Here is a 16,693-nt window from a genome sequence, read left to right on the forward strand (position 1 = left end):
TTGGCGCTGGACTAAACAAAGGCCCCCTTTTAGGGGGCTCACACAAAGCCACCTTCTTTAGAAGGTGGTAATTTACTTCATGAAGATTTTTGTTTCGGGAAGAAATGGTCGCCAATCTTTTCTAAACTTCTCGTATCGTTCTGCTACTTTTTTAGATTTTTTCCACTCAACTTCACCCTACCTTCTAACTCATTGTCGATTCTATATTTGGAACAAGATAATAACCATTTGTTTTTAGTGGTTATTTTTTAGCATTAAATGCTTAAAAATCGTCACTTTTAAGTTTAATATTTTTATTCGCTGTTCGTCTTTATCCTTATCCTGCTTCTTTTTATTGTTTTACATTTTATATGCATTTGGTTTGTCATAATTGAGCTATAACTAATAAAAAGGTTACCGATATACAGTGGAATGTAAAAATGGAGCTTTATATGAAAAGATTTTATCTGATGATGCCTCTGCTCTTAACCTCATTTAGTTGGCAAGCGAGTGGAGCGTCAGTGAGCGGTACGATTGATGTTTCAATTAACCTTGTACAAGGTTGTGTGATTAATGGAAATAATGCGGTAGATGCAGCTTCTGGCGTTGGCTTTGGCTCACTCGCCTTTGGAGACGTGCCTGCAATCTTCAGTGAACAAGATGGTGTGGTAAATGGTGGTAGTGCGACGGGTATTGAAGTGCTTTGTAGTAACGGTGTGACACCGACGTTTACATTGGGCACCGGATTGTATGATGCAAGTGCGACCGTTGGTACCTATGCGATGTCAAATGGCGCGCAATTTATTGATTATACGTTGTTTACCGACTCAGACCGAAGCACACAAATTATACAAGGCGGGACGGTAGCTCTGTCTGAATTTACTAGTGCAACATCGCAAACTATTGAGCTTTTTGCGAAAGCTTACGGTACGAGCAGCATTGCCGGTACATACTCCGATACCATCAGTGTGACGCTAAGCTGGTAAAACGTGACGCTGGTTGTTAGGAGCTTTTCACTTGTCGCGATGAGTTTGTGTTCTTTAACTGTGCTGGCTGATGCGACACAAACTTTTCAGGTGTCTGCCATCGTAGATACAGGTTGTTTGATTAACGGCTCAGTACAAGAAGAAAGCCCAACCCAAGCCGGGCAAATAGGTACGTTAGATTTTGGTGAGCATTCTTCAGTTTACGCGACGGAAGTACAAGGCAGCATCACTTACAGTTCATCACTCACATTAAGTTGTACTCCGGGTATTACGATGAATGTTTCCGTAAATGGCGGGATGAATGCATCGGATGGTGTACGTAAGCTAAAGCACAGTGAAGAAGCGACAACGGTAGATTACTTTTTGTTCCAGGATCTAAATTACACGCAGGTGCTTAATATTGACACGCAATATTCCGTCGATACTGACCAAGACCCAGATAATATTCAGTTTCCTATCTGGGCAAAGGCGACAATAAATGGGAATGAAATGGCTGGAATTTATATGGATACGCTTACGCTGACATTAGAGTGGTAAGTGAACTTTGGAGGGGTGAAATGGAATTCATACTCAAAAAACTATTATTAATAACCTTCCTTTTTGTTTTTTTCTCAAATGCCAACGCTAACTCATTATTAATTTGGCCGATTTACCCCAAAATATCAGAGGAGAGTAATGCAACATCACTTTGGATGGTAAATAAAGGCAGTGTTGATTCTTATTTACAGGTGAGAATTTTTAAGTGGGAACAAAACGAAGGAGAAGATAGTTATTCAAGTCAAAGCCAGTTAATTGCAACTCCTCCGTTTGTCAAAATTGAACCAGGTGAAAAGCAGTTAATCCGCATCATCAACCAAGATGAGGCCTCTGCGGGTAAGGAGTATGCATACCGAGTGATCATAGATGAATTACCGCCAACTCAAAACCCTCAAACAGAATTGACGGAAAATGAACTCGCTGTCAAAGTCCGAATGCGTTACTCGATACCTTTGTTTATTTACGGGAAAGGGCTGACTGATACTCAAAAACCAAACCGTGACAGTGAATTATGGGGTGATTTACAGGCACAGTTTATTAAGAAAAATAATCAGCGTTTTGTTCACATTAAAAATTCAGGAAAACACCATGTTCGCTTAGTGAATTTACAATTGAACCTACCAAATAAAGATCCTGTCGTTATTTCCGATGGACTAGCTGGCTATATTCTTCCTGAACAGTATAAGGTTTGGTCTATTCCCCATAGTAATGTCAGACCCTTGAGTTTGAGCGCGAATATTGGAGGTAAACGTTACCAAATACCATTGAAGCAATAATGAATAGATTTAATACAATGAATGCTTTCTTTTGGTTGGTATTACTTAGCGTAACGTGGAGCAGTATTGGTCTTTGTGCAAATTCAGCAAACCACTTCTCTGAGCTACCGAGTCCTGAAAATTTCTCATTAGAAAAGTTTGAGAATATTAGCCTCAATCTGGAGTTGGTGATCAATCAAAGAGCAACCGGGCTTGTTGCGAAAGTTGAGCGAGTTGGCGATCAGTTCTTTTTGCTCCGGGAGGACCTCATTTCAGTTGGGGTTACCGCCAAGTCGTTGCCTGGAACTGAAGAGAGACTTGAGGTTACGTCTATCCCAGGAGTTAACGTGCGTTACTTGCAATCGTCATTGCAACTTACAATTGACGTACCGCCTAATTGGTTACCGATGCAGAGCTTATCAGCGCAGGATATGGGGCGATTTTCCCCGGCTCAGTTTGGGCGTGGTGGCCTGCTTAACTACAACGTATTTGGTGTGTACGAGAACGAAAGCCGACAAAAGGAGGTTTCTATAAATCATGAAGTCAGAGCCTTTTCTGAGTTTGGCGTTTTTTCTACTACCGGGATATTTAAATCTAACTTTCATCGCGATGTTCAGTCCCAGCAAAGCAGCCAGTACACTCGTTTTGATACGAGTTACGAGTACGTCAATCAAGAGAAGCGAATTCGTATGGAGGTAGGGGACTATATTGTTCGCCCTTTATCTTGGAGCCAACCAGTAAGACTGGCGGGTATTCAGTTATCACATGATTTCTCTATGCGTCCGGATGTCGTGACGACGCCGTTACCTGCATTTTACGGTGAAGTCACAGCGCCCACTACGTTAGATTTGTTTATCAATGGCTTTAAAACTGACTCAATGAATGTTGGGCCCGGTCCTTTCATTATTAACGATATTCCAATGCTCTCTGGTGCTGGGGAAGCAACGGTAATTGCAACGGATGCTCAGGGTAAGCAAACGGTCATGACCAGCCCATTTTTTCTCTCTTCCGATCTACTCAAGACCGGATTTACATCTTACAGTGCGAGTATTGGTGCGATCAGAGAAAATTTCGGTAATGCATCTAACGACTATGGAGACGGTGGCGTGGTTACCGCTCTGCGTCATGGCATGACTGATTGGTTAACATTAGAAGCTCAAGCTGAAGCAAAAGATGACCTGATCGTTGCGGGGCTGGGCTTTGTCACCAATGCTTTCAACTTGGGTACGGTGGATGCCTCGTTTCGTGTGAGTAATTTTCAGGATCAATCTACCTCATATGCGCTAGGTTATAGTTATCAGTCTCGGCTGTTTAGCTTCGCTGCTCGAACTCAAGTAGAACAAGCCGACTTTTATACCTTATCTCATTTACCAAATTATGAAATGCTCGATGAAGGCAAGGACGCTTCACTCGCGTCGCGCCATCTATCACAAATCAATATGGGAGTCCGTTTGGGAGATTGGGGCTCACTTTCTGGTGGGTACTTTGATATTCAACAATCCGACTCAGATTCACGTACCCTAAATCTTACTTATAGCTACGCTCTGCCTTTTAATATCAATATGTCCCTTTCTTACAACCATAGTATTGGTGGTCAGAGTGTTACGCTGGCGCAATTCTCTCTACCTTTCAGTTCTTTGGGGGGAAGTTCGGGGCTAACGCTGAAAAGAGAGGACGATGGCGATGTGCGAGGGCGAGTGGGTTATAGCCGCCTTGCGCCAATACGAGGTGGGTGGGGCGTCAATTTAGCGCATGATATTAACGAACACCCAGAAAACCGTAAACAGGCTGATTTGACCTACCGTGCGTCATGGGCGCAGTTCAGAGCGGGGTTAAATGGCACCAGTGGCGACTATGATTATTTTGCGGAAATGGCAGGTTCGGTCTCTACGTTGGATGGAGAAATATTCCCGGCGAATGAAGTGTATGACAGCTTCGCTGTGGTGAGCACCAGTGGTTTTGAAGGTATTCCGGTTAAATATGAAAATCAAATTGTCGGAGTGACAGACGATGAAGGTTACCTACTTGTTCCTTGGGCTACGGCGTATTACACCGCCAAATATGAAATCGATCCACTTAATTTACCTGCCAATGCTGCGTTTTCTGCAACAGAGCAGTTTGCTTCGATACATTCGGGCTACGGCTACCTGTTAGAGTTCCCAATAGAGCTACAAATTGCACTGAGCATGACGGTGGTAGACGAAAATCATTTGTTCCTTCGGATTGGTACATATGGCCGCTCAGAAACGGGCTTAACAAGCCAAATTGGTTGGGATGGTTTTACGTACTTTGAAGGCGTTGACCCAGGCCGCTATATTCAGTTTTATCCTCAAGGACAGCCGCCATGTAAAGTGTTTATTGAGGGGTTGTATCAGCGTGACAGTCAAAAAATACAAACATTGCCTGAGCAGGTTTGTATCAAAGCCGAAGAAGAGACCGCACTATGATTTTGCGCAGCTGGTTTGCTAGCCTACTTCTCTTTTTCTCGTGCTCGACAATGGCTTGTCAGCTCACGGCGGCAACACCTTTAATCTTGTTTGGCAATGTTTCTTCGTTTACTGTTTCAAGCTCTCAGCAGCAAAGCTCAGCTCAGCCTCATGCGGGGATTACGTGTGACTTTTCTACACTTGTGTCTTTGTTAAGTGGCGACTACGTATCAGCAAGGTTTAACAGTATAAATAATGGTTTGCTATTAAATGAGGATGATCCGAGTTCGGAGCTCAGCTATCAGATTTTTGGCGATCCAGGTCTTTCACAAGAGTATGTATTCGGCCAAACTTACAATTTTTTTGAAATCGGGTTACTCGATTTACTCGGGTTGTTTGGCACTCAAGCCGAGTTTCCGCTCTATGCTCGGACGGGAGTGGGTAGTAATCTTTCCGCTGGGACTTATAAAGACCAAATCACCGTATCCTGGATTTGGGATTACTGTAAGGGTATCGGGGTTCTAGGGGTATGCATTGGCCGCGCCAATGGCAGCGCTCAAAGCGTGATTACGGTTGAGTTAGAAGTGACCCCTGATTGTATGATCACGGCGCCAGATATTGACTTTGGTTCGTCCCCATTAGTGGCCGGTTTTGAACCAGTCAGTCAGGTTATATCGTTAACTTGTACCAAGAATAGTTCCTTCTCCATTGGCTTGAATGACGGCCTAAATGCGTCCGGCGGTCAGCGGCGAATGATTTCTAGTGGTCACTATTTGGAGTATGAAATCTATAAGTCATCAACGATGGAGCGCTGGGGAGGCACCAGTTCTGAACGTCGTGAACACGGTGACGTCGATACTGGCGGCTCCATTCCGGATGGTATCACTCCACAGAATTATAATTATCGCGCGCAGATACTAACCAGCCAAACGACCCCTCCTGCAGGTACTTACACCGACTCAATAATCGTTGACGTTCAATTTTGAGCATCATGTCAATTACATCATTAGAGGCTTCTATTCCAAAAATCTTTTGTAATCATAGTTTTCACTCTGTCACTGCTTAATTTTGTGAGATTAGTATGGCTTTATTCTCACGGAATTTAACTTTCAGAAATAAGGAAAATGATGAAGAAGTCACTAACAACATTAGGTTTGGCACTGGTATTTACAGGAACAGCTTATGCAGCAAGCTGGGGCTACGAGGGAAACCATGGGCCAGCTCATTGGGGTGAGTTTGCATCTGAGTGCGCAAAAGGTCAAAGCCAGAGCCCAATCAACATTGAATCGGCGACCGAAGCGAAGCTAGAAAAATTGGATTTCGACTACGAAGGTAAGGCAATTTCACTGCTGAACAACGGTCACACTTTACAGACTGGTTTAGAAGGTAAAAACACACTCACCATTGATGGTAAAGAGTTTACGTTGAAACAGTTCCACTTCCATACGCCATCTGAAAACCATGTGGATGGTAAAGAATACCCACTAGAAGTACACTTTGTGCATGCCGACAAAGTAGGTCATCTAGCTGTTGTCGCGGTGTTCTTTAAACTGGGTGACGCGAACCCAGATTTAGCTAAGATGCTAGCTAACATTCCAACTAAAGATCAAGATGTTACCATCAAGGTTCCATTTGATGCGGATGCCCTTATCCCAAGTGATAAAGACTACTACCGCTTTAACGGCTCACTAACGACACCACCATGCTCTGAAGGTGTGCGTTGGTTGGTGATGAAAGAAGCACAAACTATTTCTCCTGAGCAGATAAAATCTTTTTCGGAAGTCATGGGGAAAAACAATCGCCCAATCCAACCGCTGAATGCACGTATGGTGTTAACGCAACAATAACCACTTCATGCGAAGAAAAATAAAAAGCCCGCTTAAACACAGCGGGCTTGATTATTTGGGTATTGGTGAGAACTAGAAGTCGTGATCTTCTTGCTCTTCCGCTTTTACCATTTGTATAGGATCAAGCTTAAGCGTCTGAGTAGGGAACGCGATATCTGCATCGTGTTCTTTAATGATGTTGATTACCTTAAGCAGTATGTCCTGCTTAACCTCATGGTATCTCACCCAATTCACGGTTTTAGTAAAGGTATAGATAAAGAAGTGCAACGATGATGGACCGAATGTATCGAAGTTGACGATAAGTGTTTGGCGTGCATCAATGTCTTTGTGATTTTTCAGCATTTCTTTTACCGCGGTGATAATTTGCGGCATTTTTTCTGCATCGTCGTAACGAAGTCCAATTTTTTCGTAGATACGTCGGTTCAGCATGCGAGATGGGTTTTCTACGACAATGCTGCTAAACACTGAGTTTGGTACATACAGTGGACGCTTATCGAAAGTTCGGATAATGGTCATGCGCCAGCCAATGCGTTCTACTGTCCCCTCTATTTGTCGGTCTGGAGAACGGATCCAATCGCCAACTTTAAATGGACGATCGAAGTAGATCATAAGACCTCCAAAAAAGTTAGACAGCAAATCCTTCGCCGCTAAACCGACGATCAAACCACCAACACCACCGAAGGTAAGTAGGCCCGATAGTGACAGACCAAATGCCTGCATTACGGTTAGAATTCCGACGGTAATAAAGAACAGGCGCGCGACCTTAGCTATCGCTTGTACTGTTGTTTCATCTCGGTTCTTTTGTTCGAGAACATGCTCTTCAACATTGGTAATGAGCCGCATAACGGTCCATACGAAGATGCTGATGATTAAAATCAGTTTCAGCGTACTTAACCAGTTTATTTTATCGTTGAGCTCGCTCTCTAATATGATGCCGATAGAGACGGTTGCTGGCCAACACCAAATGAGTGTACTGACTGGCGCTTTTAGCGCATCAAGCAACATGTCATCCCAGTGGAAGGGCGTTTTCTCTACGAGCGCAGCGAGGCGAGAGCGGATCAGCCGCCAAGCTATCCAAGCTATAAAGCTAGCGAGCGTAATGAAAAGGACGCTTCCACTCCAATTTTGATGAGACGTTTCAATGTAGCTTTGTAATTCGGTAAACCACTGTGGCATATGTAACTTATTTCTAGTGAACCATGGAAGGAAAGGTAGCAGATATTACTCCTTCACCCCAGTGATTTCCTTTAAATCATTTACTTATGCCTAAACCGCCCGAGATGGACTTTTCCTTCCAATGACAAGATAGTTACCTTTACGTTTTGCTGAGCGACCGCCGCATGCACGTTCAGAGGTATGCTAACAATGATTGAGGGTTGATATTTGGACGATCAATTATAACTTCTCTGACTTATCGCTAACATTTATCTTAAGTAAGTGTGAGAGTGTATTGGCTCTTGAATTAGCGGAGGCAGATATGGAATTTACAGAGCTGGATCGAAACGCGCTCTACGACATCTGGATGTCACAAAAAGCCAAAATGCACATCACTCAAATGGAAATGGCGAAGCGCCTTGGTTTGAGTCTACACGAGTTTTCTGGCTTGTTACGTGGTAATTCTCCACTGACGCTAGGTTTTGTAAAACAGCTATGCGAGCAGCTACATGTACGTCCTGGTCAGGTGATTCCGTCTTTGACGGAGCGTGACCTATCTGCATCTGGTACCGTTTATTTACAAAATCGTGTGACGGTGGATGGCGATATCAGTAACGTGTTTATCGACGGAAACCAAGTCGTGATCGAGTACGTTCACCAAGTTAGCTAGCTTGCTCGTCAAATTATCGGGTTGAAGAGGAATAAAAAACGAGCCACTGTTGGCTCGTTTTTTCGTTTCTGTTTTGCTCGCTTGCAAAGATTATGGGATTTTCACTAGCGAATCGCGTGAAAGATCCGCGATAGACTTAGCGCCAGTCAGCGTCATTGCTACACGCATTTCTTTATCGTACAGATCCAGTAGGTTTTCAACGCCTGCTCCGCCTTGTGCTGCCAATGCGTACACAAATGAACGGCCAAGAAGCGTACAGTCTGCACCAAGTGCGAGCATACGAACGACATCAAGACCAGTACGAATACCAGAGTCTACGAAGATCTTAAGATCACCTTTTACCGCATCCGCAATGCTTGGTAGTGCTTTAGCACTTGAAAGTACGCCATCTAACTGACGGCCACCATGGTTAGATACCACAATGCCGTCCGCGCCGAAACGTACCGCATCTTTCGCGTCTTCTTCATCTAGAATGCCTTTGATAACCATTGGGCCATCCCAAAAATCACGAATCCACTCAAGATCTTTCCAGGAGATAGAAGGGTCGAAGTTTGCGCCTAACCAGCCGATGTAATCTTCTAGCTTTGTTGGTTCGCCACGATAAGTTGAGATGTTACCTAAGTCGTGCGGTTTACCAAGTAGACCCACATCCAGCGCCCAGCTTGGGTGGCGCATCGCCTGGAATACACGACGCATGGCCGCGTTAGGGCCACTCATACCTGAGTGCATGTCACGGTAACGTGCGCCAGGAACTGGCATATCAACGGTAAACACCAGCGTTGTTACGCCTGCTGCTTTTGCACGCTCAAGTACGTTTTTCATAAAGCCACGATCTTTAAGCACGTAAAGCTGGAACCACATTGGACGTTCAATTGCAGGTGCGACTTCTTCAATCGGACAAACCGAAACAGTCGACATAGTAAATGGGATGCCTTTTTTCTCGGCTGCTTTTGCTGCTTGCACCTCGCCTCGGCGCGCGTACATACCAGTTAGACCAACAGGAGCTAGCGCGATTGGCATTGCCAGTTTCTCACCGAAGATCTCGGTTTCGAGGCTCAAATCTGTCATATCGCGTAGGACGCGTTGGCGAAGAGCGACATCACCTAAATCGTCAGTATTACGCTTCAGCGTGCGTTCGTCGTAAGAGCCGCCATCAATATAATGGAATAGAAACGGGGGAAGCTTGGCTTTCGCGGCAGCGCGGTAGTCAGTAGAAGCTGAGATAATCATAATGGTGTCCTAGCGGTTATTCTAAGCAAAGTTGTGGAGCAATTTGCTCTTTCGTTGAGCCTTCATCGCAAAGCAGTGAAGACATCAAAATGAGTATAGTTACCTATGGTTCACTTACGTTTGAACCGGTGATGTTGGTAACCCATTTACATAATTGGTTGAAAAATTTTTTAAATCACTCAATCAGTTATGCAAACTGGAAAGAGTGACACAGCTGTCGGGGGAATTGATGTAGCAAGCTAAATCAACATGTCGGGGTAGTAGTGCAGACAGCTGTGTCAAATTAGGCAGGGCTGCAAACCCTGCGTTTCGCGTTACTTCATTAAGACATCTGTCATTTGGAAGCCATAAATCAGCACCAATCCAATAATGCCTGTCATTACAATGTAGTAGAACGTAGGGATAATCGTCTTACGCAATGTTGCGCCTTCTCGACCAAGCAAACCTACCGTGGCTGATGCGGCAACAACGTTGTGAATCGCAATCATGTTACCTGCGGCAGCACCGACGGCTTGGAGTGATACAACAATCACGCTCGAAATAGACAACGTTTGTGCCACTTCGAATTGGAACTGGCTGAACATCATATTTGATACCGTGTTTGAGCCAGCGATGAACGCACCCAGTGCACCAACGGTGGCACTCAGCGCTGGGAACGCAGAACCAACAAGGTCAGAGGCGAAGTTTGCGGTTGTGACGGGCATACTTGCTAGGTCAGCACCGTTGATGCCTGAGTTGATAAAGATACGAACCATCGGAATGGTAAATACCAAGACAAAACCCGCCCCAATCAGTGTTTTGCTTGACTCGCCAAATGCTTCACGCAATGGCTTTACGCTGCCGCTTTGTAACATTGCAGCAAGTAGTGCGACAAACACCAGAATGCCACCAGGAAGGTATAACGGCTGAATCGCAGCGCTAACGCCAGTCTCACCAAGAATGTTGCTGAACGACAAACTTACGCTTTGTACAAAGCCTTTCAGCTCAGGGCTTACGCGGCTTGCGACGAGAATAACTGCCAGCATTACATATGGAACCCAAGCTTTTACGATGCTCATTGGCTTGCCCGGATTGTCGTTTAGATCGACTTTTAGCGAACCTAACCACTCTGCAGGCCATCTGTCTTCGCTTTCGAAATCCCACTTAGTCTTTGGTACTAAGAAGCCTTTTTTCGCTGCGGTAACAACGATAGACAGACCAACCAAACCACCGATAAGTGAAGGGAACTCTGCGCCCAAGAATACGCCGGTTAACGCGTATGGAACGGTGAAAGAGACACCAGCGAATAACGCAAATGGTAGAATATCCAGGCCTTCACTCCAGCTTCTGTTCTTGCCGAAGAAACGTGTTAACATCATCGCCATTAATACCGGGATCATCGTACCTACGACTGCGTGAATGACAGCAACGTGTGCTGTGATATCTTGCAGGTACATTTCCCACGTTGCACCTTGTGCGGCCAACGACTCACTGATGTTATGCGTGTCTAAACCTTTGTTTACACCTACGATGATAGGCGTGCCTACCGCGCCGAATGAAACAGGCGTAGACTGAATCATCATGCCCATAAGGACAGCGGCTAGCGCAGGGAAGCCGATTGCAACCAGTAGTGGTGCAGCGATTGCTGCCGGGGTACCGAACCCAGATGCGCCTTCAATGAACGAGCCAAAGCACCAAGCAATGATGATGGCTTGTACACGGCGGTCAGCCGAAATATCGGTAAATCCATTACGGATTGTGGTGATCGCTCCAGTGTGTTTTAAAGTGTTGAGCAAGAAGATGGCACCAAACACGATCCATAGAACAGAGACAGTAATGCCGAGTCCTTGGAATACGGAGGCTAGTACGCGATTGGCTGACATATCCCAAAACATAAGTGCGATAGCGACGGTTAGACCGAACGCAACAGGCATGGCTTTTTTAGCAGGCCAGTTGAGACCAACCAATAAGATGGCGGCAACAACAATTGGCGAAAATGCCACTAGGGCAAGTAGGGTTTCACTCATTTGTACATCCTTCGTACGCTGACTTCTCGAACGGTGTCAATCCGCTGTAGAGGTGACTTTTTGTTGTAATGGTTTTGTTAATTTGGCGTGAATTTACTCCTTTATTTTTTGTTGATATAGGGAAATAATGAAAATAATTAATTCCAAAAGTGACATAATGGTATGAGAGCAGACGACTTAATTCTATTTTCTCAAGTAATCGAACTTGGCAGCTTTAGTAAGGTTGCAGAGGCAAATAACCTTACAAATTCGGTAGTTAGCAAAAGAATGGCGAGGTTGGAGGAAGAAATAGGGGCTCAGCTATTATATCGAACAACGCGCAAATTAACCTTGACTGAGGCAGGTAAGGTGTTACTCCACAGTGCTAAAAATGTGAAGCAGGCCACTCAGGAGGCTATGGATGCTGTTGCAGGCTTTGGAGAGAATGTGAGCGGTCATATAAAAATGTCCGTGCCGTGTATCTCTGGAGATTTGATACTTGCTGATGCTGTTGCCGAGTTTTGTAACCTTCATCCGGGTCTGACCGTGGACATGTCATTGGATAACCGCTTTGTCGATTTAGTGGCTGATGGTTACGACTTAGTCATTCGAACTGGCTACCTAGCCGACTCCAGTTTGATCGCACGACATATTCTCGATTCCCAATGGGTGGTATGCGCGTCCCCTTCATATATCGCTAAAAATGGGAAACCGATCGAGCCGATTGATCTCACCACGCACAATTGTCTGCAATACGCTTACCAAACCACAGGTGCAACGGATTGGGAGTTTAAAGGAGAAGATGGCAATTACATCGTCAAAGTATCGGGCTGCTTTTCTACTGATAACGCGACCGCATTACGTAAAGCCGCTCTGGGCGGCCATGGTATTGCTTACGTCCCGCGCTGTTTGGTGTATCACGACATTCGTAATGGTCAACTGGTGGATATTTTTCCTGAATTAGTAGGTAAAAAGTTGGGTATCTACGCGGTGTATCCGTTTACTCGTCAACCACCGAACAAAGTAAAGCTGCTTATTGAGCACATTCGTGACCGGTACTTAACGATATCTCATTATTTCTAGGTTCTTCATAGATTTAAAACAATGTCGTTGAAATCAAAATTGGGTGCTCTAAGGTAATCACCGCAATAAAACGATTGAAGATAAACAACTTAATAAAAACAACGGAGTAACACGGACGTTATGCATTACCCAAAAACACGTAAAGATTCTGTCGTGGACACTTATTTTGGTCACGACATTGCCGACCCTTATCGCTGGTTAGAAGATGATCGAAGTGAAGAAACCGCACAATGGGTTTCGGGTCAAAATTCGGTCACCTTCGATTTCCTTGGTCAGATACCGTACCGCCAACAAATCCGTGACTTAGTGGCGAACAGTCAAAACTACGAAAAATATTCCCAGCCATTTGTACGTGGTGACTACACCTACTTCTACAAAAACGACGGTTTGCAAAACCAAAGCGTATTGTATCGACGTAAAGGCGAGGGAGAAGCCGAGGTTTTCCTTGATCCAAATACTTTCTCCGAAGAGGGCACGACCTCTCTTGGCGAAGTCAGCTTCTCTAAAGACTACCGTTTGGTCGCGTATTCCATCTCGGAAGGGGGCAGTGATTGGCGTAAGATCTTTGTCATTGATACGGAAACCAAAGAACAGTTAGAGCCTGAGATTGTTGATGCGAAGTTTACGTCGATTTCTTGGCTGGGCAGCAAAGGCTTCTATTACTCAAGCTACGATAAGCCGCAAGGCAGTGAGTTGTCTGCTCGAACTGAGCATCACAAGCTTTATTATCATGAACTTGGTAAATCTCAATCTGAAGACAAAGTGATTTTTGGTGAGTTGGATACGCAAGTTCATCGTTATGTGTCTGGTACGACGACGACAGATGATCGCTTCCTCATTATCTCTGGCGCAGAATCTACATCGGGTAATCGTCTGTTTTATATCGATTTACAGTCTGAGTCCCAAGCGATTGTGACGCTTCGTGATACAACGCAAGGCGACACCTACTTAATTGATAGTCAAGACGAAACCTTGCTGCTTTACACCAACCTAGATGCGCCGAACGGCAAAGTTGTCAGCTACAACACTCAGACAGAACAATGGGCTGACGTGATTGCTGAACAAGAACAGCCGCTAGAAATCAGCAAAGGTGGCGGTTATCTGTTTGCGACTTATATGGTGGATGTGCTTTCTAAAGTGCAGCAGTTTAACTACCAAGGTGAGTGGATTCGAGATGTAGAACTGCCGGGAGAGGGCACGGCTTACGGTCTAGCGGGTAAAAAAGAAGAAACCACGCTGTATTACACCTTTACTAACTACGTGACACCACCGACGATCTTCTCATTTGATGTCGAATCTGGTGCATCGACGCTTTACCAAGAATCAAAAGCGCCGTTCGATCGCAATGAGTATGAGTCAAAACAGGTGTTCTACACCTCAAAAGATGGCACGCAAGTTCCAATGATCATCTCATATAAGAAGGGCATCTCGCTTGATGGCAGTGCGCCAACCATGCTGTATGGTTATGGCGGTTTTAACATCAGCCTCACTCCAATGTTTTCTGGCAATGTAGCCAACTGGCTAGAGTTGGGTGGTATATACGCTGTCGCCAACATGCGAGGCGGCGGTGAATACGGTAAAGCCTGGCACAACGCAGGCACTCAGCAGCAAAAGCAAAACGTGTTTGATGACTTTATTGCGGCGGCGGAATACCTGATTGAAAACGAATACACTAGCGCGGATCGCCTAGCGATTCGCGGTGGTTCTAATGGTGGTTTGTTAGTTGGAGCGTGTATGACGCAACGCCCTGAACTATTCAAAGTCGCGTTGCCTGCGGTTGGCGTGCTTGATATGCTGCGTTATCACACGTTTACTTCTGGAGAAGGCTGGAAGTATGACTATGGCACGTCGGAGCAAAGTGAAGCGATGTTCCAATACTTGCTTGGTTACTCTCCTGTTCACAATGTAAAAGAAAACGTGCAATATCCTGCTACCTTGGTGACAACTGCTGATCACGACGACCGAGTTGTGCCAGCACATTCGTACAAATTTATTGCGGAGCTGCAAGGCAAACAGCAAGGCGCTAATCCAGTATTGATACGCATTGATGTTAATGCCGGTCATGGTGCAGGAATGCCGCTGAGTAAGCAAATTGACCTCACCACAGACGTGTATGCATTTACGTTACATAATATGGGTATTGAGTCGATTTAATGCCCTAGTTGTTCGAAGCTTCTGAGAATAAAAAAATGCCGCGACAGTGTCGCGGCATTTTTCATGGTTGGGGGAACTCAATTCATACTGTTTGCCAGTATTTGAGCCAGGTTGACTAAGTCTGACTCTTGAACCAACCAGTCTCGGCGGCCAAACCGAAAGGCAGCTACGCCATTCTTAAGACAAGATGAATTTATCACCTTTTCTTAATCCTAGTTTATGAATATGAAACTGTGATGAACCTAAGCCACATTGTGCTGATTTTCACTGTTTTCAAGATCAAATGAGGCATCTATCAGTTTTTTCGTGTAGTCATTTTTAGGGTTTTGGAAAATCTTTTCGGCCGTACCTTGCTCCATGACCTCGCCCTTTTGCATGACTAGAACACGATCAGAGAGTGCTTTAACTACTGATAGATCGTGGCTAATAAACAAGTAGCCAATATTGTGTTTTTTCTGCAAATCTTTCAGAAGGTCAATCACTGTCAGTTGCACCGAGCGGTCTAATGCAGAGGTTGGCTCATCAAGCAGAATAAACGAAGGTTCAAGGATCAGTGCTCGCGCGATAGCAATACGCTGACGCTGCCCTCCTGAAAACTCGTGCGGATAACGGTTGATGGACGCGGGATCTAAGCGGACCTCACGGAGCACGTTGCGCGCTTTCTGCATACGTTCTTTTTTACTCAACATTGGTTGGTGGACAGTTAATCCTTCTGTGATGATCTCGCCGATAGTCATACGAGGAGAAAGCGAACCATAAGGGTCTTGGAATACCATCTGAACGTCTTTTTTCAGCTCAAAACGTTCTTTGTTTGTCAGCAAGGCCATATCTTGGCCTTTATATTCTATTTTGCCAGTTGAGGGCAGTAGACCTATCAAAGCTCGGCCGAGTGTAGACTTACCTGAACCGGACTCCCCGACGATCCCGAGGGTCTCTCCTTGTTTAAGCTCAAGAGAAATGCCTTTTACCGCTTCGAAGTACTCATTCTTGCTCGCAATAAAATGCGACTTTACCAAGAATTTGACTCGTATATCGTCAGCCTTTAACAGCTGCGTAGCACTTTCGCTAATAGGCTCCTTACTGCCTTTAGGAATCGAATTGATTAGCATACGTGTGTATTCGTGCTTTGGGTCCTTGAAGAGTGTTTGTGTTTCGCCTTCTTCGACGACTTCTCCTTTACACATCACAATGACACGGTCTGCAAAGTGTTTTACGACGCCTAAGTCATGAGTAATAAATAGGATTGCCATGCCCATCTGAGCCTGAATTTCTTTAATCAGGTGCAACACTTCTGCTTGAACCGTGACATCCAACGCCGTTGTTGGTTCGTCGGCGATCAAAATATCGGGCTCGTTAATCAGTGCCATCGCAATCATGATACGTTGCAATTGACCACCAGAAAATTCGTGTGGGTACTTGTTGTACGCTTTTTCTGGGTTTGGCATATGAACCAATTCAAACAGCTCTAACACCTTTGCTTTTGCTGTTCGTCTGTCGACCGGGCGGTGACACATGATGGCCTCAGCGACTTGGATACCCACCCGCATGTACGGGTTTAGTGAGGTCATCGGCTCTTGAAAAATCATGCCAATGCGATCACCGCGAATACTTTGCATTTCACGCTCTGTTTTATCCAAGATGGAGCTACCCTCAAACATGATGGATGAGCTTTCATGCAAAATAGCGTTGTCTGGCAGTAGTTTCATCAGTGCATTGGTTGATACTGACTTGCCAGAGCCAGATTCGCCAACGATGGACAGCGTCTCGCCTGCTTTTAAATCGAAGCTAACATTCTTTACTGCATCGACGATCCCATCGTTTGTCGTAAAGCTGACTGATAGGTTGTTCACCGAAAGAATGGTTTTAGAAGACATCACAGATCCTTG

13 protein-coding genes are annotated in these 16,693 nt (G+C 45.0%); 9 read left to right on the plus strand and 4 right to left on the minus strand.

The features are described from left to right. Positions 1 to 419: 419 nt before the first annotated feature. From R7R78_RS04660 to R7R78_RS04685, 6 genes are all read left to right on the plus strand, one after another. On the plus strand, positions 420 to 965 hold the full coding sequence (locus tag R7R78_RS04660; protein WP_005375099.1) for a spore coat U domain-containing protein: 546 nt from the start codon (positions 420 to 422) through the stop codon (positions 963 to 965). Positions 966 to 1,004: 39 nt separating this feature from the next. Further along, a complete protein-coding gene (locus tag R7R78_RS04665) occupies positions 1,005 to 1,502 on the plus strand; it encodes a spore coat U domain-containing protein (RefSeq protein ID WP_213970689.1) in 498 nt (165 codons plus the stop codon). A 20-nt stretch (positions 1,503 to 1,522) separates the two neighbouring features. Next, positions 1,523 to 2,278 (plus strand): molecular chaperone, encoded by a 756-nt coding sequence (locus R7R78_RS04670; RefSeq protein WP_025768578.1) that lies wholly within the window; start codon positions 1,523 to 1,525, stop codon positions 2,276 to 2,278. Then, positions 2,278 to 4,704 carry a fimbria/pilus outer membrane usher protein gene (locus R7R78_RS04675; RefSeq protein WP_406707361.1) on the plus strand — a complete coding sequence of 809 codons (2,427 nt, stop codon included), beginning with the start codon at positions 2,278 to 2,280 and terminating at the stop codon, positions 4,702 to 4,704. The genes R7R78_RS04670 and R7R78_RS04675 overlap by 1 nt, the downstream gene beginning before the upstream one ends. Beyond that, complete coding sequence (locus R7R78_RS04680) at positions 4,701 to 5,669, plus strand: spore coat U domain-containing protein (protein ID WP_054702583.1); 969 nt, start codon at positions 4,701 to 4,703, stop codon at positions 5,667 to 5,669. Before R7R78_RS04675 ends, R7R78_RS04680 begins: the two co-directional genes overlap by 4 nt. Positions 5,670 to 5,810: 141 nt before the next feature. Further along, positions 5,811 to 6,530: a carbonic anhydrase gene (locus tag R7R78_RS04685; RefSeq protein ID WP_225473310.1), complete on the plus strand. Its 720-nt coding sequence runs from the start codon at positions 5,811 to 5,813 to the stop codon at positions 6,528 to 6,530. 72 nt (positions 6,531 to 6,602) lie between these two features. Here R7R78_RS04685 and R7R78_RS04690 read toward each other — a convergent pair whose 3' ends face one another. After that, complete coding sequence (locus R7R78_RS04690; protein ID WP_213914758.1) at positions 6,603 to 7,706, minus strand: mechanosensitive ion channel family protein; 1,104 nt, start codon at positions 7,704 to 7,706, stop codon at positions 6,603 to 6,605. Positions 7,707 to 8,007: 301 nt separating this feature from the next. On the opposite strand from R7R78_RS04690, the gene R7R78_RS04695 reads away from it, so the two are divergent. Further along, positions 8,008 to 8,355: a helix-turn-helix domain-containing protein gene (locus tag R7R78_RS04695; RefSeq protein WP_005375109.1), complete on the plus strand. Its 348-nt coding sequence runs from the start codon at positions 8,008 to 8,010 to the stop codon at positions 8,353 to 8,355. Between the two features lie 90 nt (positions 8,356 to 8,445). On the opposite strand, the gene lldD is transcribed toward R7R78_RS04695, so the two are convergent. Both lldD and R7R78_RS04705 read right to left on the minus strand, forming a co-directional pair. Next, a complete protein-coding gene (gene lldD / locus R7R78_RS04700; protein ID WP_005383962.1) occupies positions 8,446 to 9,585 on the minus strand; it encodes an FMN-dependent L-lactate dehydrogenase LldD in 1,140 nt (379 codons plus the stop codon). Positions 9,586 to 9,899: 314 nt separating this feature from the next. Next, on the minus strand, positions 9,900 to 11,591 hold the full coding sequence (locus tag R7R78_RS04705; protein WP_213904626.1) for an L-lactate permease: 1,692 nt from the start codon (positions 11,589 to 11,591) through the stop codon (positions 9,900 to 9,902). Positions 11,592 to 11,753: 162 nt separating this feature from the next. On the opposite strand from R7R78_RS04705, the gene R7R78_RS04710 reads away from it, so the two are divergent. Next, positions 11,754 to 12,653: a LysR family transcriptional regulator gene (locus tag R7R78_RS04710; RefSeq protein WP_005375112.1), complete on the plus strand. Its 900-nt coding sequence runs from the start codon at positions 11,754 to 11,756 to the stop codon at positions 12,651 to 12,653. 120 nt (positions 12,654 to 12,773) lie between these two features. Further along, complete coding sequence (locus R7R78_RS04715; RefSeq protein ID WP_225473179.1) at positions 12,774 to 14,807, plus strand: prolyl oligopeptidase family serine peptidase; 2,034 nt, start codon at positions 12,774 to 12,776, stop codon at positions 14,805 to 14,807. 242 nt (positions 14,808 to 15,049) lie between these two features. Here the strand turns inward: R7R78_RS04715 and R7R78_RS04720 are convergent, their stop codons facing one another. Continuing rightward, positions 15,050 to 16,681, minus strand: a complete 1,632-nt coding sequence (locus R7R78_RS04720; protein ID WP_225473180.1) for an ABC transporter ATP-binding protein — start codon at positions 16,679 to 16,681, stop codon at positions 15,050 to 15,052. Positions 16,682 to 16,693 lie beyond the last annotated feature (12 nt).

This window comes from Vibrio sp. 2134-1, from assembly GCF_033339495.1.